The sequence below is a fragment of the Pseudomonas sp. XS1P51 genome (genome assembly GCF_054897845.1).
On sequence record NZ_CM142707.1, the window covers coordinates 1,116,570 to 1,132,303 of the forward strand.

A 15,734-nucleotide genomic window follows, 5' to 3' on the forward strand; every position below is an offset into this window, starting at 1 on the left:
GATCGACTGGAAATGTGGGCGCGGGATCATGATTTGTAGGCCGTGGCCTGAAGTGAGAAACCCGCCATTTCTGTTAGAAGAGATTGCGGATTCGCATGTTTGGGATGAAGTTTTTCTGATTTTGATTTAGCGAGTCAGATGAACACTTCAATATCATCAAGCGTGTCAGCAACAATGGCTTCAAGTGCCGGGAATTTTATCTTCGCAGTATTGAGGGCAGGCATTACCGCGTTCATATCCAATTCTCCGTGTCTGCGGGCGATATGGCCAAGCGAGGTGATAGCCGCTGCCACGACCTGCTCGGTGCCTCTGTCGAGGTATTTCAAGCAAATGGTCTGAGCCCAGATTCTGTCCTGCTCATTCAAACCAATGGAAAGCAACGCGGCGACAATATTCGTCTCTACGCCGCTATCAAGAAGATGAACTGCTTCCTCGTGGCTCATTGATGGATCTTGGTAGAGAAGACTCACTTTTTAGCTCCCAGAATGTTTCCTTTGTTGTCGGTTTTTTTAGCCTTGATCAGAGCATTTTTCATATCTTGATGGAGTTTATCCCAAGGCCTGACATGACCGTGGTAAACGTCCCCTCCCGTACGATCAAAGACGACAAACTCCTTGGTTTCTGGATCAACACCAATCCGGCGTGCCGATGTAGGTTTTACCTGCACCGAGTTGTCGAGTGCTTCTTGTCCATTGGAGGGGCCCTTGCTTTTCACCGGTGTATCCGTCTTTCCATGGTAGCTGGCTGCATCGAATTCCAGTGTTAAGACAATATAAAGAGGCTTGATGCCGGAACCAGCCGGGAATACGAGAATGAAGTCCTTATACTCAGGCGGATAAATCGGGTTGACGATGATGCTGTCAGCGGCAGGTGTCGGCGGATAAATCCAGATTTGCGGCGCTTGTGGAGCAGCTTCTAGCGGTGGGATTCCCGAAGTGGTGGACGGATCTATGGCTGGTGTCCATATCAGTGTTATCCCGTTACCAAAGTCAGCCACCTGTTGAGAATCTTGCACCACAGGAATCATTTCCCAGTCGCTGCGCTTCTGGGTGTTGTACCCATATGTAGTGGTCTAATGAAACCGGACACCCATTTAGGCGAGAATGCTCGCCAGATCGAGGTGTCAGATGACCAAACAACGCCGTTCCTTTTCTGCTGAATTCAAACGCGAGGCTGCCGACCTCGTGCTCAAGCAAAACTACAGTTTCATCGAAGCCAGTCGTTCACTCTGCGTCGGCGAATCGGCCTTGCGACGTTGGGTCGATCAAGTCCAGAAGGAACGCCAAGGTGTTACCCCGCAGAGCAAAGCGCTGACCCCAGAACAACAGAAAATCCAGGAACTGGAAGCTCGTATCGCTCGACTTGAGCGAGAGAAATCCATCCTAAAAAAGGCTACCGCGCTCTTGATGTCGGAAGATCACGAGCGTACGCGCTGATCAATCAGCTGAGCGTCCATGAGCCGGTTGATTGGCTATGCAACGTATTTGAAATCAACCGCTCAAGTTACTACGCCCACCGCCTAAAGCGCCGAACGCCGGATGTCGAACGACTTCGGTTGCGCAGCCGGGTGAGCGAGTTGTTTTCACAAAGTCGCAGTGCTGCCGGCAGCCGTAGCATCCTCTCGTTGATGCGTGACGATGGTGAGCAACTCGGTCGGTTCAAAGTGCGCAGCTTGATGCGTGAGCTTGACCTCGTCAGCAAACAGCCTGGTTCTCACGCCTATAAACGAGCGACGGTTGAACGTCTGGATATCCCGAATACGTTGAATCGGGAGTTCGATGTCCCAGCGCCCAATCAGGTCTGGTGCGGCGACATTACTTACATCTGGGCCCAGGGCAAATGGCACTACCTGGCTGTTGTGCTGGATCTTTGTGCGCGTCGGATAGTGGGCTGGGCATTGTCGGAAAAGCCGGACGCCGAGCTGGTTATCAAGGCTCTGGACATGGCCTACGAGCTACGTGGAAGACCTCAGGGTCTGCTGTTTCACTCGGATCAAGGGTCGCAGTATGCGAGTCGTTTATTTCGTCAGCGGCTGTGGCGTTACCGTATGCGCCAGAGCATGAGTCGCCGGGGAAATTGCTGGGACAATGCGCCGATGGAGCGTGTGTTCCGGAGTTTGAAAATCGAATGGATACCAACCACGGGCTACCGAACGGCCCAAGAGGCCCAGCGCGACATCAGTCATTTTTTGATGCATCGGTACAACTGGATTCGGCCCCATCAATTCAACGCTGGGCTCGCGCCAGCTCAGGCTGAGAAAAAACTTAACGTCGTGTCCGGGATTAGTTGACCACTACAATAGCCCTTCAAGGTGCCATCGGCCTGTTGCTCTACATGCAGCCGGACACGTGTACGACCTTCCTTAAGTGACTTGAGTTGTTCTTCTGTGTAAGCGAACTGTCCCCCAGGCTCGACGGCCAGAGCAGTGCAACTACGCCCGCCAAAGCACCGGCAGCAACACCAGCCGTCACTGCACCTGTACCACTTGCAACAGTCGCTCCGGAACCAGCAGCTCCAGCCCCGCCCAAGAGAAGCGTTCCCAGGGAACCAGGTAACGCGCTACCGCTGATTCTTTTAAGAGGGATATTTCCGGCTGTGTCCCTTTCGCGACCACCCAAGAGAGAGAACTTTCCGTAGTCGGCCAGTTTCTCGACAGGGACAAACCCGGCTGGATTGTCGTGGTTGATTACGCCGTCCGGGAGGTTGCAGCTTTTGACGAACACGCAGCCCTTGGCGTTCTGATTTTTTCGAAAAGGCTGCCTGACAAGACGATCTTCGTATGCTTGCTGTCGGGCCATCATGTCGTCATAGGATTTTTGTCTGGCATCCCGCTCCGCCAGCTCGGTTGCAGTCAGGTACCGAGTGGTCACGTGGTGCCCGTCACCTGACGGTGGGTTTTGAATCCGTGGGATGTCTGTTTTGCGAGACATGAGCGTCTTTGTTCCATCTTTTGAAGGCGATGCAGACGCTATCTCAAAAAAGTATTCTGACGCTGTAGGACAGGTCTGAAACTCGGTATGACGTTACAAATTAGGGAGTCTCTATGAGTCAGTTTTTACGCAATTTCGTCTGTTATCTGAAACGACAAAATCCGCAATCTCAGTGGAATGAGATTGCGGTTTTTTTGTTGTCTGGATTGTGGGCGTCACGGATCTTTCAGCCTCCTTTATCAGTGCGCGTCGCCCTTTAAACAGCGGCTGAGAGTGCGTGTTTAAGTGTCATCAAAAATACTTCCTGAAAGGCTACAAATCCTTGCGTCGTTGCCTACGATTACGCCAGAATCCGCCGGCTTGTGCGCCTTAGGTCTGGGCTCTATCGTTTCCTGGTCGCTGAAAAAACAGCGATGGGGTTTGGTAGCCCGTATACCTGATGCGTAGCGCGACCTAGTGCAGGGGATTTTCTCGCCCTCTGTTTTATGGTGGCCATGCGTAGGGCACCTTCGGGTGCGCCGGGTTTCCAGGTAACCGGTCTACCAACCTTCGTATGGCCGCCACCTTCGTTTGGTAGCGAAGGTGATGGCTCCACTTTATTTATCTGGAGTTCCATCTATGTTCAAGGTCACACCCAATCCGCCGGACAACGATCCGGTATCCCCGTACGAACCCGATTCGAACAAACTCAACGAAGCCGCCGAACGGGCCCTCGATTTCCACTTCCCGTCGACTGCCGACATCAAAGCCACGCCGCGCACACCTAGCACCCTGTTTACCGTGGACCCAGACGCCACGACCGAAACCCTGGTGGTTTATCTGGTCGAGACGCTAGCCTCCGTTGATGTGATGGTTCATCACTTGGTGGATCTTCTGAATGGTGGATCGCGCAATGCTCTGCTGGGCATTTCAAACAGCATCATGCTGGCAGAAATCACGGCGAACCGAGTGCTGGATCAAATTGATCCACCTGAGTAGTTACGGTCCGCTGCGGTGGCGTGGGGCTGATCGCTTAGTCCTGAGCTTCGGTGAATAACGGAACTCGCCCATTGAGGGAAGGGCGGTAACCCCAGGCCAATCGCTCCAGCGCCGGTTTCATCGCCAGGATCTGTGTCAACGTGGCGCTGGCGATGCTCATCGCCAACATCTGCCCCGGACATTGATGGCGACCTGCGCCAAAGGTGAAGCTGTGGCGGTCCGGGCGATTCAGAAGAAATGCGTCGGGACGATCATTGAGTTGCGGATCACGATTGGCCGAAGCCAGCAGCAACAGAATCACATCGCCGGGATTCAGGCTCGTGCCGGCAATTTCACAAGACGCAGCGACGAAGCGACGGGTGTTCTGCACCGACGGGTCGAAGCGCTGGGTTTCGGCCACCAGGTCGTCAATGCGAATCGAATTGCAGCGCAACGGCGGATTTCGAATCAGAGCCACCAAAGCGTTACCAATCAGCCCGGCGGTGGCTTCATAGGTTTGGGAGAACAGGCCGATGAGGTTGGCGATCAACGCTTCAGAGTCCTCAGCGGTCGCCGCGAAGCGCTGGCGGATACCGGCGAGCAGGGCGCTCTGATTGTTGGGGTCATCCAGCAGCTCAATGAAATAGCCACGCAACTGGTCCGCCGCCGCATGCGCGGCATCCAGTTGTGCTTGATTGCCCAGGGGCGACAGGCACGCTACAAAGTCTGCGGTCAGCTCGCTGATGAGTCGGCCTTGAGCGGGCGTAAACCCCAACAACGCCGCCGCCACGCTCACCGGACCACGAAACATTGCCTTGTTCAATCCGTCAGCGTCCGCAGTGATCAACCGCGCTCCGACCAGCGCATTGACTTCAGTCGCGTCAATCAACGCCAGCCCCGGCTGAATCGCCGCCCTCGGGCAGCGCTGCCGTTCGCCTTCATTCATCCGCATCAACTGACCAAACACCTTGCCGGCCATACCGCCAACAATCGCCTTGGGCACCGGCTCATGGGACGGCCGCACATGACAGTCAGGATGCGCCAACACGCCAACACGCCAACACGCCAACACGCCAGCAACGGCGCGGGCGCTACTCGCCACCCACAGTTTCAGTCCTTCGTGAAAAACCAGCCCGCCCTCAGCGCGCAATTGCGTGTAATAGGCATAAGGATCGGCATGAGTCGCAGCGATGATCGGGTCCATGGGTCGCAGCCTTGTTCGTGGTCGGGAAAGTGTTGCTACTATCTCCAGTCCGAAAGGGCCTTGATTCGTCCGGGAGCGAAATATGAACGTAGAACAACACGACATCGGCGTCTCTCAAGTGGCCGCGGCCATCGCGGAACCGGCCCGGACGAAAATCCTCTGTTCATTGATGGATGGTCACGCTCGCACCAGCACCGAGCTGGCGGCGATTGCTGAGGTCGGGGCGTCCACCGCCAGCGCGCATCTGGGCAAGCTCAAGGAGCTGGCGCTGGTACGTTTGCATGTGCAGGGCCGCCATCGCTATTACAGCCTCGCGGACAAGCGCGTGGCCCAGGCACTGGAGGCACTGATGGTGATCGGCCAGAACAGCGCCCCGACCTTTAACTCGCGCACCCCGGATCGCCTGCAATTCGCCCGCACCTGCTACGACCACATGGCCGGCACGCTGGCGGTGTTGCTGCACGACCGGATGCTGGAAAAAGGCTGGTTGCTGGAAACCGATCAGCAGGTTTATCAGATGAGCGACAGCGGCGAAGCGTTGTTTGAAGGTTTGGGCATCGAGGTCAAGGATTTAATCGTGATGCGCCGCCGTTTTGCCTGCCCGTGCCTGGACTGGAGCATGCGCCGCCCGCATCTGGGGGGATCGCTGGGGGCGGCGCTGCTGCAAACGGCGATCAAGCGTAAATGGCTGACTCAGGACCTGGACAGCCGCGCGTTGGCGTTGACGGCGCTGGGCCGCAAGGAGATCAACGCGCGGTTTGAGTTGCTTCTTCCTGCCGACATCGAGCAGTTCAAGATCAAAAGATCGCAGCCTGCGGCAGCTCCTACAAATTCGGCGTAGACGCAATTCCGGGTAGGAGCTGGCGAAGCCTGCGATCTTTTGATGTTCCGTGGCTAGCGCAACGTATAGCCGCTATCGACGACCCAGTCCTGGCCAAAGACGTTACGTGCGCCGTTGCCGAGTTGAAACAGGATCACATCGGCGACGGCGCCCGCTTCCAGAAACTGACCATCGAGCAGGCGTAGATTCACCGCGTTGGCGACTTCGTTCAGCGCTTCATTCTTCAATCCCAGCGTCGACCAGATCGGCGTAGCGGTGGGGCCAGGGGACACGGTGTTGATGCGGATGCCGAGGGGAGCCAGTTCCACCGCGAGGGTGCGCGCATGGGCAATCAATGCGGCTTTCGACGCGATATAGGCGGCCAGCCCGGGAAAGGTCACTTGCGCCAGGAAGGTCCCGATGAACACCACCGAGGCGGATTCCGCCAAGTGCCCGCGCAGGCTGGCGAGGGTATTGAGCGCACCTGCGCCATTGACTGCCCACTGCCGGTCAAATGCCGACACATCGAGGCCATCAGCCAGTTCCGCGATGCCTGCATTCGGCACCAGGTAACTCACTGGGCCAATACTTGCGCGCCTTGGGACAGCAGCCGTTCGGTGACTGCCAGGACGATGCCTGAACTTGCTCCGGTGACGACGGCCAGACGATCCTGGAAAACAGTGTGCATGGAGTCATTCCTTTTTTCTGAAATTAGCCGGATCGACATCAGTCGATGGCGGGATAACGTTTGAAAAGCGGAATGGTTGCAGTCAAGTTTCGGGCCAGGCGCAAACAGGGCGCTTGAAAGGTAGGGTGGTTATTTTGACTAGATGCTGGCGATGTCTTTATGACTGCAAGTGTTGTCATTAAGACTTTAATGAAAAAGCCCACCCATCGCCGGGGCAATGGGTGGGCTTCGATGTTGCAGGCGTCAGGTCAAACCTTGACGATCCAGCCCGCTGGCGCTTCGACGTCGCCGGTCTGTACGCCAGTCAGCTCTTTGTAGAGCTTCTGGGTGACCGGGCCGACTTCGGTTTCGCTGTGGAACACATGCAGGTGATCGTTGTAGCTGATGCCGCCGATCGGGGTGATCACCGCCGCAGTACCGCAAGCACCGGCTTCCTTGAAGTCGGACAGCTTGTCGATGAACACGTCGCCTTCGATCACTTCCAGGCCCAGACGGGATTTTACCAGCTCGATCAACGACAGACGGGTGATGCCCGGCAGCACCGACGGCGAGTTCGGAGTGACGAACTTGTTGTCGTGGGTGATCCCGAAGAAGTTGGCCGAGCCGACTTCTTCGATTTTGGTGTGGGTCATCGGGTCGAGGTAGATGCAGTCGGCAAAGTGCGCCTTCTTGGCTTGGGAGCCAGGCATCAGGCTGGCGGCGTAGTTGCCACCGACCTTGGCCGCACCGGTGCCTTGTGGGGCCGCGCGGTCGTAGCTGGAGATCAGGAAGTTGTGCGGGGTCAGGCCGCCCTTGAAGTAGGCACCGACCGGAATACAGAAGATCGAGAAGATGAACTCGGGTGCGGTACGCACGCCGATGTTGTCACCCACGCCGATCACGAACGGACGCAAGTAAAGCGCGCCGCCGGTGCCGTAAGGCGGGATGAAACGCTCGTTGGCGCGGACCACTTCCTTGCACGCTTCGATGAACTGCTCGGTGGGCACCTGTGGCATCAGCAGGCGGGCGCAGCTGCGCTGCATGCGTGCGGCGTTCTGATCCGGGCGGAACAGGTTGATCGAGCCGTCCTTGCAACGATAGGCCTTCAGGCCTTCGAAGCACTGCTGGCCATAGTGAAGGGCTGTGGAGCCTTCGCTGATGTGCAGCACGTTGTCTTCGGTCAGGGTACCTTTGTCCCACTCGCCATTACGCCAGTGCGACAGATAGCGCTTGTCTGTCTTGATGTAATCAAAACCCAGCTTGTCCCAATTGATGCTTTCGTTACCCATGACACCCTCTATCACTTAACAACCGCCGAAACGGTTCAAGGCTTCTGACGTTTTTCTGGATGGGGACAACAATACTTCATTCCAGGGCTGTTTCGCAGTGTAAAAACGCTAAAAGATCGCAGCCTGCGGCAGCTCCTACAGGATCGGCGAACACTCGTAGGAGCTGCCGAAGGCTGCGATCTTTTGATTTTTACAGGTGCAACGTGTGGCCCAAGGCACGCAACGCCGCTTCCTGCACTGCTTCGCCCAGCGTCGGATGCGCATGGATGGTGCCGGCGATGTCTTCCAGCCGGGCGCCCATTTCCAGGCTCTGGCCAAACGCGGTCGACAACTCCGAAACGCCCACGCCCACCGCTTGCCAGCCAACAATCACATGATTGTCACGCCGCGCCACGACCCGCACGAAGCCGCTTTTCGACTCCAGGGTCATCGCCCGGCCATTGGCCGCGAACGGGAAACTTGAAACGATGCAGTCCAGCCCGGCAGTCGCGGCCTCGTCCGGGGTCTTGCCGACCACCACCAGTTCCGGGTCGGTAAAGCACACGGCGGCGATAGCGGTCGGGTTGAACTCGCGGGATTTACCGCTGATCAGTTCGGCCACCATCTCGCCCTGGGCCATGGCCCGGTGCGCGAGCATCGGTTCGCCGCTCAGGTCGCCGATGGCGTAGACATTGCGCATGCTGGTCTGGCAGCGGTTGTCGATCTTGATTGCCGAACCGTTCATGTCCAGGTTCAGCGCTTCGAGGTTCCAGCCCTGGGTATTGGGTTTGCGCCCGACGGCCACCAGCACCTGATCGGTTTCCAGGTTGAGGGTATCGCCGTTCGGGTCACGAACTTTCAAGGTATTTGCTTTTGAATCAAAGCCTTCCACGCTGTGCTTCAAGTAAAGCTTCACGCCGAGCTTTTTCAGTTCGTCGTGCACAGGCTGCGTCAGTTCGGCGTCGTAGGCCGGCAGGATGCGATCCTGCGCCTCGACCACGCTGACGTCGGCACCGAGCTTGCGATAGGCAATGCCCAGCTCCAGACCGATGTAACCGCCACCGACCACGGTCAGGCGTTTGGGCACGGATGTCGGCGCCAGGGCTTCGGTGGAGGAAATGATCGGCCCGCCAATCGGCAGCATCGGCAGGTTCACGCTTTTCGAGCCGGCGGCCAGCACCAGGTGCTCGCACTGAATGCGCGTATCGCCGACTTCGACCGTCTTGCCGTCGATCACTTTCGCCCAGCCTTTAATGACCTGGATCTTGTGCTTTTTCATCAGCGCCGAAACGCCGGTGGTCAGGCGATCAACGATGCCGTCCTTCCACTCAACACTCTTGCTGATGTCCAGCGTCGGCGCCGAAACGCTGATACCCAATGCGGAATTTTTGCTGTGGTGCTGTGTCTGGTGAAATTGCTCGGCGACGTGGATCAGTGCCTTGGACGGAATGCAGCCGATGTTCAGGCAGGTGCCGCCCAGCGATTCGCCTTCCACCAGAATGGTCGAAATGCCCAGCTGACCGGCGCGGATCGCCGTCACATAACCGCCAGGGCCGCCGCCGATGATCAGCAGCGTGGTGTTCAGAGACTGTTGCATGCCTTACTCCACAAACAGGGTAGCGGGTTGTTCGAGCAAGCCACGAATGGCCTGGATGAATTGCGCCGCGTCCATGCCATCGACCACACGGTGATCGAAGGAGCTGGAGAGGTTCATCATCTTGCGAATCACGATCTGGCCTTTGACGACCATCGGGCGTTCGACGATTTTGTTCACGCCGACGATCGCCACTTCCGGCAGGTTCAGCACCGGCGTGCTGACGATGCCGCCCAACGCACCGAGGCTGGTCAGGGTAATGGTCGAGCCAGACAGCTCGTCGCGGCTGGCCTTGCCGTTGCGGGCAGCCGTGGCCAGACGAGAAATTTCTGCGGCGCTGTCCCACAGGCTGCGGGTTTCGGCGTGACGTACCACCGGCACCATCAAACCGATGTCGGCTTGGGTGGCGATGCCCACATGCACCGCACCGAGGCGGGTGATGACCTGCGCTTCGTCGTCGTAACGGGCGTTGATCTGCGGGAAGTCCCGCAGTGCCACGACCAAGGCTCGGACCAAAAACGGCAGCAAGGTCAGCTTGCCGCGAGTGGCGCCATGTTTTTCGTTCAGGTGAGCGCGCAGTTCTTCCACGGCCGTCACGTCGATTTCTTCGACATAACTGAAGTGAGCCGCGCGCTGAGTGGCGTCCTGCATGCGCTGGGCGATCTTGCGGCGCATGCCGATCACCGGGATTTGCTCTTCGTCGTTACGCTGGGCGTAAGCAGCAGCCACGGTGGATTGCGGCTGCTGACCCTGGGCCAGATAGGCGTCGAGGTCTTCGTGCAGAACACGACCGGCGGGGCCGGTGCCACGCACCAGGCGCAACTGGATGCCGAGGTCCAGCGCATGTTTGCGCACGGCCGGGGAGGCCAGCGGGCGTTCATCGGCCTGGCGAGCAACCATCGGGCCCTGGCAGGCTGCGGCCGGACGAGGCGCCGCAACCGGTTTGCTTTCAACAACGGCTGCCACTTTCGGTGCCGCAACCGGCGCTTCTTTAATAACAGCCGGTTGCGCCGACTCTTTAACGTTGCCGGCACCTTCGACTTCAATGCTGATCAGCACGCTGCCAACCGCCATGACTTCGCCGGGCACACCGCCCAACGCAATCACCTTGCCATTGACCGGGGAAGGGATGTCGACCATCGCCTTGTCGGTCATCACATCGGCCAGCACCTGATCTTCGACGACCATGTCGCCGACCTTGACGTGCCACACCGACAATTCAACTTCTGCAATGCCTTCACCAATGTCCGGCATTTTAATAACGTGCGTGCCCATTCAGACCTCCATAACCCGTTTCAAAGCCGCGCCCACTCGGGACGGACCAGGGAAATACGCCCACTCTTGTGCGTGCGGGTAGGGAGTGTCCCAACCGGTCACACGCTCGATAGGCGCTTCCAGGTAGTGGAAGCAGTGCTCTTGCACCAGGGCGACCAGTTCGGCGCCGAAGCCGCAGGTGCGGGTCGCTTCGTGAACGATCACGCAGCGGCCGGTTTTCTTCACCGACTTGACGATGGTGTCCAGGTCCAGCGGCCACAGGCTGCGCAGGTCGATGACTTCAGCGTCGACGCCGCTTTCTTCTGCGGCGACTTGCGACACATAAACGGTGGTGCCGTAAGTCAGGATGGTCACGTCCTTGCCCGGACGGGTGATCGCGGCAACGTCCAGCGGCACGGTGTAGTAACCGTCCGGCACCTGCGCGGCCGGGTGTTTCGACCACGGAGTCACCGGGCGTTCGTGGTGACCGTCGAACGGGCCGTTGTACAGGCGTTTTGGCTCAAGGAAGATCACCGGGTCATCGTTTTCGATGGAGGCGATCAGCAGGCCTTTGGCGTCGTAAGGGTTGGACGGCATGACCGTGCGCAGACCGCAAACCTGGGTGAACATTGCTTCAATGCTCTGGCTGTGGGTCTGGCCGCCGTAGATGCCGCCGCCGCAAGGCATGCGCAGGGTCATCGGTGCGGTGAACTCGCCGGCCGAGCGATAACGCAGGCGGGCGGCTTCGGAAATGATCTGGTCCGACGCCGGGTAAACGTAATCGGCGAACTGGATCTCGGCCACCGGGCGCAAACCGTAGGCGCCCATGCCTACGGCGACACCGACGATGCCGCTTTCGGAGATTGGCGCATCGAATACGCGGGAGGTGCCGTACTTGTTCTGCAAGCCTTCGGTGCAACGGAACACGCCGCCGAAGTAGCCCACGTCCTGGCCGAACACCACGACGTTGTCGTCACGCTCAAGCATCACATCCATGGCCGAGCGCAGGGCCTGGATCATGGTCATGGTGGTGGTGGTCATGGCGGTTTCCAGCTCGATATGGGTGTTGTGATCGTTCATGTCAGATCCCCAACTCTTGACGCTGGCGCTTCAAGTGCTCCGGCATCTCTTTATAGACGTCTTCGAACATGGTCGCAGCGCTAGGAATCTGGCCGCCGGCAAGGGTGCCGTACTGTTCGGCTTCTTTCTGCGCGGCGATGACTTCGGCTTCGAGTTCGGCGCTGACGGCGACGTGTTCCTCTTCGGACCACTGACCGATTTTCACCAGGTGCTGCTTCAGGCGTGCAATCGGGTCGCCCAACGGGAAGTAGCTCCAGTCGTCGGCAGGACGGTATTTGGACGGATCATCGGAAGTCGAGTGCGGGCCGGCGCGGTAGGTGACCCATTCGATCATGGTCGGGCCGAGGTTGCGGCGGGCGCGTTCGGCGGCCCAGGCTGAGGCGGCGTAGACCGCGACGAAATCGTTGCCATCGACCCGCAGGGAGGCAATGCCGCAACCGACGCCACGACCGGCGAACGTGGTGGCTTCACCACCGGCAATCGCCTGGAACGTGGAGATGGCCCACTGGTTGTTGACCACGTTGAGGATCACCGGTGCACGGTAAACGTGGGCGAAGGTGAGGGCGGTGTGGAAGTCGGATTCAGCGGTGGCGCCGTCGCCGATCCAGGCCGAAGCGATTTTGGTGTCGCCCTTGATCGCCGAGGCCATGCCCCAGCCCACGCCCTGTACGAATTGGGTGGCGAGGTTGCCGGAAATGGTGAAGAAGCCGAAATCCTTGACCGAGTACATGATCGGCAACTGGCGGCCCTTGAGCGGATCACGCTCGTTGGACAGCAGTTGGCAGATCAGATCGACTAGCGGCACTTCGCGGGCCATCAGGATGCTTTGCTGGCGGTAGGTCGGGAAGCACATGTCATCGACGTTCAGGGCCAAGGCCTGGCCGCTGCCGATGGCTTCTTCGCCGAGGCTTTGCATGTAGAACGACATTTTTTTCTGGCGCTGGGCGACGACCATGCGGTTGTCATAGATCCGCGTCTTGAGCATGGCACGCATGCCTTTGCGCAGGATCTCGACGGGCACGCCTTCGGCCCACGGACCGAGGGCATTGCCCTCATCGTCGAGCACGCGAATCAGGCCCTTGGCCAGGTCGGCCGTGTCGGCGGGTTCAACGTCGATTGGGGGTTTGCGCACCGTGCCGGCGTCGGTCAGACGCAGGTAGGAGAAGTCGGTTTTACAGCCGGGACGGCCCGAAGGTTCGGGAACGTGCAGGCGCAGCGGTTCGTACGCTTGGTTCATGGCTTCTACGCTCGATCTTGTGAATTTCTTGTAGTGAGCTGACCGTCATTCTTCTATGGAAGAAATCTTGTCCTACAACAATCATAGGCCGGCCGAAGAAGAATATTTCTCTCTGTTTTATTGCGTTGCCGATCATTTGAAGATAAAAAATCTTCATAAACATAAAAAACAGGTGGTTTTATCTCATGCGCAAACTGGACCGTACCGATATCGGCATTCTCAACAGCCTTCAGGAGAACGCACGGATCACCAACGCCGACCTCGCGCGCTCGGTAAACCTGTCGCCGACGCCGTGCTTCAATCGGGTCAAGGCGATGGAGGAACTGGGACTGATTCGCGAGCAAGTGACCCTGCTGGATGCCGACCTGCTGGGGCTGCACGTCAACGTGTTCATTCACGTCAGCCTGGAGAAGCAGGTGGAGGAGGCGCTGGCGCATTTCGAAGAGGCGATCTCGGATCGCCCGGAAGTGATGGAGTGCTACTTGATGGCCGGCGACCCGGACTATCTGATCCGGGTACTGGTGCCGACTATCCAGTCGCTGGAACGCTTCATGATGGATTTTTTGACCAAGGTGCCGGGGGTGGCGAATATCCGTTCGAGCTTTGCGCTCAAGCAGGTGCGCTACAAGACGGCGCTGCCGTTGCCGGCCAATGGTTTGACGCTTGCCTAAAGACAAGATCAAAAGATCGCAGGCTTCGCCAGCTCCTACAGGGTTTGGGGTCATCCGCAAAATCACGGTCGTACCCGGTCAATGTAGGCGCTGCCGCAGGCTGCGATCTTTTGATCTTAAAGTTTATTGATCGGGATTTTCAGGTAGGTGGTGCCATTATCCTCGGCCGGCGGCAAATTCCCCGCCCGCACATTCACCTGAATCGCCGGCAGCAATAGCGTCGGCATGCCCAACCCCGCATCGCGCTGGGTGCGCATGGCGACGAACGCGGTTTCGTCGATGCCGTCGTGGACGTGGATGTTGCTTTTGCGTTGTTCGCCCACGGTGGTCTGGCATTGAGGTTCACGGCCTTCGGGCGGGTAGTCGTGGCAGACGTAGAGACTCACGCTGGCCGGGAATGCCAGCAGCTTCTGGATCGAAGCAAACATCTGGTTGGCGTTGCCGCCGGGGAAGTCGCAACGCGCGGTGCCGACATCCGGCATGAACAGCGTATCGCCCACCAGAATCGCATGGTCGTCGATCAGGTAGGCCATGTCCGCCGGCGTATGGCCGGGCACATGCAATGCCATGGCCTTGAGGTTGCCGATCCGGAATGACTCGTCCGGGGCGAACAGATGATCAAATTGCGAACCGTCGACGGCAAATTGCGGCTCAAGGTTGAACAGGGACTTGAACACCCCCTGAACCTTGCTGATCGACTGACCAATCGCAATCCTGCCGCCCAGTTCCCGACGCAGATAAGGCGCGGCGGACAGGTGATCGGCATGGGCGTGGGTTTCCAGCAGCCATTGCACTTGCAACTGATGTTCACGAACGAAGGCGATGATCTTGTCGGCCTGGATGGTGGCGGTGCGCCCGGCGGCCGGGTCGTAGTCGAGCACCGGGTCGACGATCGCGCATTGACCGCCATCGGTTTCGTAGATCACGTAACTGTAGGTCGAGGAAGCGGGGTCGAGGAAGGCTTCAATCAAGGCGGGCATAGTGGCCGTTTCTTTTGGGACAAGCTGTGAGGGTAGTTTCATTTTCCCTGCGTTGACCAGCCCCGCATCAATTCAATTAATGAAAAAAACTGTACGGGCTCTATCCTGTCATTCAATCGATACCGGGCGTCCCCGGCCTTTTTTCGCGGATCATGAGTGTTTTATGTTGCTGGCGAGCTTTTTTGGCGTGGTCATGGGCCTGGTCCTCGGATTGACCGGCGCCGGTGGTGGCATTCTTGCGGTACCGGCCCTGGTGTTGGGACTGGGCTGGACAATGACTCAGGCCGCACCCGTCGCCTTGTTTGCGGTGGGCAGCGCGGCGGCGATAGGGGCCATTGACGGCTTGCGTCATGGTCTGGTGCGCTATCGCGCGGCGCTGTTGATCGCCTTGCTGGGGGCGATCTTTTCCCCGGTGGGCATCTACTTCGCTCACCAGTTGCCAGAAAAAATCCTGATGATCCTGTTCAGCCTGCTGATGGTCATGGTGGCCTGGCGGATGCTGCGCCGTGAGCGGCAGGACGAAGGGCCCAGCGATCACGGCCACGCCAACTGGGGCCAGAAGAACTGCATGCTCGATCAGCAGACCGGGCGCTTTTCCTGGACGGCCAAATGCACCGCAACCCTGGCGGCACTCGGCGCGGTGACCGGAGTGGTATCCGGGCTGCTCGGGGTAGGTGGCGGATTCCTGATTGTCCCGGCCTTCAAGCAACTGACCGATGTGCAGATGCGCGGGATTGTCGCCACGTCCCTGATGGTGATCAGTCTTATTTCTGCCATCGGGGTGATCGGCGCGTTTCATGCCGGGGTCCGAATCGACAGTCTGGGCGTGGCGTTCATCGCTGCGAGCATCGTCGGCATGGTCATTGGCCGCAAGCTTTGCGCACGAGTACCGGCCCGGGGATTGCAGGTCGGCTTCGCCAGCATCTGCGTCGTGGTCGCCGCGTACATGCTGTTTAGAGCGGGCGTCTAGCGGGTACCGGTTCCTGTGGACGCCATTCCGTTCCACAGGCGTACACCCTAAGTTCCGAGCCGGGTCGACGGACGGTCTTACGCCGAACTTGCCGCGCGCTGC

At 58.6% G+C, this 15,734-nt stretch carries 13 protein-coding genes and 3 pseudogenes; 5 read left to right on the top strand and 11 right to left on the bottom strand.

The window, feature by feature from the left end; genetic code table 11:
• Window positions 1-134: 134 nt before the first annotated feature.
• Both ACYZUD_RS05315 and ACYZUD_RS05320 read right to left on the bottom strand, forming a co-directional pair.
• Window positions 135-470 (bottom strand): hypothetical protein, encoded by a 336-nt coding sequence (locus tag ACYZUD_RS05315; protein WP_462022958.1) that lies wholly within the window; start codon window positions 468-470, stop codon window positions 135-137.
• Window positions 467-1,063, bottom strand: a pseudogene (locus ACYZUD_RS05320) (S-type pyocin domain-containing protein); the annotation flags it as partial. The pseudogene ACYZUD_RS05320 and the gene ACYZUD_RS05315, both read right to left, overlap by 4 nt.
• Before the next feature lie 64 nt (window positions 1,064-1,127).
• On the opposite strand from ACYZUD_RS05320, the gene ACYZUD_RS05325 reads away from it, so the two are divergent.
• Window positions 1,128-2,290, top strand: a protein-coding gene (locus tag ACYZUD_RS05325; RefSeq protein ID WP_462022327.1) for an IS3 family transposase whose coding sequence is annotated in 2 segments (ribosomal slippage) — window positions 1,128-1,383 and window positions 1,383-2,290 — 1,164 coding nt in all. Because the reading frame shifts where the segments join, the coding sequence is not laid out codon by codon here.
• Window positions 2,291-2,298: 8 nt separating this feature from the next.
• Here ACYZUD_RS05325 and ACYZUD_RS05330 read toward each other — a convergent pair.
• Window positions 2,299-2,930, bottom strand: a pseudogene (locus ACYZUD_RS05330) (S-type pyocin domain-containing protein); the annotation flags it as partial.
• A gap of 618 nt (window positions 2,931-3,548) precedes the next feature.
• On the opposite strand from ACYZUD_RS05330, the gene ACYZUD_RS05335 reads away from it, so the two are divergent.
• Window positions 3,549-3,908 (top strand): DUF6124 family protein, encoded by a 360-nt coding sequence (locus ACYZUD_RS05335; protein WP_462022959.1) that lies wholly within the window; start codon window positions 3,549-3,551, stop codon window positions 3,906-3,908.
• Window positions 3,909-3,942: 34 nt separating this feature from the next.
• Here the strand turns inward: ACYZUD_RS05335 and ACYZUD_RS05340 are convergent, their stop codons facing one another.
• The gene (locus ACYZUD_RS05340; RefSeq protein WP_462022960.1) at window positions 3,943-5,091 is read right to left on the bottom strand and encodes a cytochrome P450; all 1,149 of its coding nucleotides are present in this window, start codon (window positions 5,089-5,091) and stop codon (window positions 3,943-3,945) included.
• 82 nt (window positions 5,092-5,173) lie between these two features.
• On the opposite strand from ACYZUD_RS05340, the gene ACYZUD_RS05345 reads away from it, so the two are divergent.
• The gene (locus ACYZUD_RS05345) at window positions 5,174-5,932 is read left to right on the top strand and encodes an ArsR/SmtB family transcription factor (protein ID WP_462022961.1); all 759 of its coding nucleotides are present in this window, start codon (window positions 5,174-5,176) and stop codon (window positions 5,930-5,932) included.
• 53 nt (window positions 5,933-5,985) lie between these two features.
• Here the strand turns inward: ACYZUD_RS05345 and ACYZUD_RS05350 are convergent.
• The 6 genes and pseudogenes from ACYZUD_RS05350 to ACYZUD_RS05375 all read right to left on the bottom strand — a co-directional run bounded on the left by ACYZUD_RS05350 (window position 5,986) and on the right by ACYZUD_RS05375 (window position 13,011).
• A pseudogene (locus ACYZUD_RS05350) lies at window positions 5,986-6,599 on the bottom strand (SDR family NAD(P)-dependent oxidoreductase).
• 248 nt (window positions 6,600-6,847) lie between these two features.
• A complete protein-coding gene (locus ACYZUD_RS05355) occupies window positions 6,848-7,867 on the bottom strand; it encodes a branched-chain amino acid aminotransferase (RefSeq protein WP_462022962.1) in 1,020 nt (339 codons plus the stop codon).
• 190 nt (window positions 7,868-8,057) lie between these two features.
• Window positions 8,058-9,443, bottom strand: coding sequence for a dihydrolipoyl dehydrogenase (gene lpdA / locus ACYZUD_RS05360; RefSeq protein WP_462022963.1), 1,386 nt, complete (start codon window positions 9,441-9,443; stop codon window positions 8,058-8,060).
• A gap of 3 nt (window positions 9,444-9,446) precedes the next feature.
• Window positions 9,447-10,715: a dihydrolipoamide acetyltransferase family protein gene (locus tag ACYZUD_RS05365; RefSeq protein WP_462022964.1), complete on the bottom strand. Its 1,269-nt coding sequence runs from the start codon at window positions 10,713-10,715 to the stop codon at window positions 9,447-9,449.
• Complete coding sequence (locus tag ACYZUD_RS05370; protein ID WP_462022965.1) at window positions 10,716-11,774, bottom strand: alpha-ketoacid dehydrogenase subunit beta; 1,059 nt, start codon at window positions 11,772-11,774, stop codon at window positions 10,716-10,718.
• A 1-nt stretch (window position 11,775) separates the two neighbouring features.
• A complete protein-coding gene (locus ACYZUD_RS05375; protein WP_462022966.1) occupies window positions 11,776-13,011 on the bottom strand; it encodes a thiamine pyrophosphate-dependent enzyme in 1,236 nt (411 codons plus the stop codon).
• A 185-nt stretch (window positions 13,012-13,196) separates the two neighbouring features.
• Between ACYZUD_RS05375 and bkdR the strand changes: the two genes are divergently transcribed.
• On the top strand, window positions 13,197-13,682 hold the full coding sequence (bkdR, locus tag ACYZUD_RS05380) for a Bkd operon transcriptional regulator BkdR (RefSeq protein WP_123408806.1): 486 nt from the start codon (window positions 13,197-13,199) through the stop codon (window positions 13,680-13,682).
• Window positions 13,683-13,798: 116 nt separating this feature from the next.
• Here the strand turns inward: bkdR and ACYZUD_RS05385 are convergent, their stop codons facing one another.
• Window positions 13,799-14,662: an MBL fold metallo-hydrolase gene (locus tag ACYZUD_RS05385; RefSeq protein ID WP_462022968.1), complete on the bottom strand. Its 864-nt coding sequence runs from the start codon at window positions 14,660-14,662 to the stop codon at window positions 13,799-13,801.
• A 163-nt stretch (window positions 14,663-14,825) separates the two neighbouring features.
• Between ACYZUD_RS05385 and ACYZUD_RS05390 the strand changes: the two genes are divergently transcribed.
• Window positions 14,826-15,632: a sulfite exporter TauE/SafE family protein gene (locus ACYZUD_RS05390; protein WP_462022969.1), complete on the top strand. Its 807-nt coding sequence runs from the start codon at window positions 14,826-14,828 to the stop codon at window positions 15,630-15,632.
• Window positions 15,633-15,734: the final 102 nt, after the last annotated feature.

Coding starts and splice junctions, on each gene's coding strand:
- ACYZUD_RS05370 (WP_462022965.1), bottom strand. CDS start 11,774: ATGAACGATCACAACACCCATATCGAGCTGGAAACCGCCATGACCACC.
- ACYZUD_RS05355 (WP_462022962.1), bottom strand. CDS start 7,867: ATGGGTAACGAAAGCATCAATTGGGACAAGCTGGGTTTTGATTACATC.
- bkdR (WP_123408806.1), top strand. CDS start 13,197: ATGCGCAAACTGGACCGTACCGATATCGGCATTCTCAACAGCCTTCAG.
- lpdA (WP_462022963.1), bottom strand. CDS start 9,443: ATGCAACAGTCTCTGAACACCACGCTGCTGATCATCGGCGGCGGCCCT.
- ACYZUD_RS05335 (WP_462022959.1), top strand. CDS start 3,549: ATGTTCAAGGTCACACCCAATCCGCCGGACAACGATCCGGTATCCCCG.
- ACYZUD_RS05390 (WP_462022969.1), top strand. CDS start 14,826: ATGTTGCTGGCGAGCTTTTTTGGCGTGGTCATGGGCCTGGTCCTCGGA.
- ACYZUD_RS05365 (WP_462022964.1), bottom strand. CDS start 10,715: ATGGGCACGCACGTTATTAAAATGCCGGACATTGGTGAAGGCATTGCA.
- ACYZUD_RS05385 (WP_462022968.1), bottom strand. CDS start 14,662: ATGCCCGCCTTGATTGAAGCCTTCCTCGACCCCGCTTCCTCGACCTAC.
- ACYZUD_RS05375 (WP_462022966.1), bottom strand. CDS start 13,011: ATGAACCAAGCGTACGAACCGCTGCGCCTGCACGTTCCCGAACCTTCG.
- ACYZUD_RS05340 (WP_462022960.1), bottom strand. CDS start 5,091: ATGGACCCGATCATCGCTGCGACTCATGCCGATCCTTATGCCTATTAC.
- ACYZUD_RS05345 (WP_462022961.1), top strand. CDS start 5,174: ATGAACGTAGAACAACACGACATCGGCGTCTCTCAAGTGGCCGCGGCC.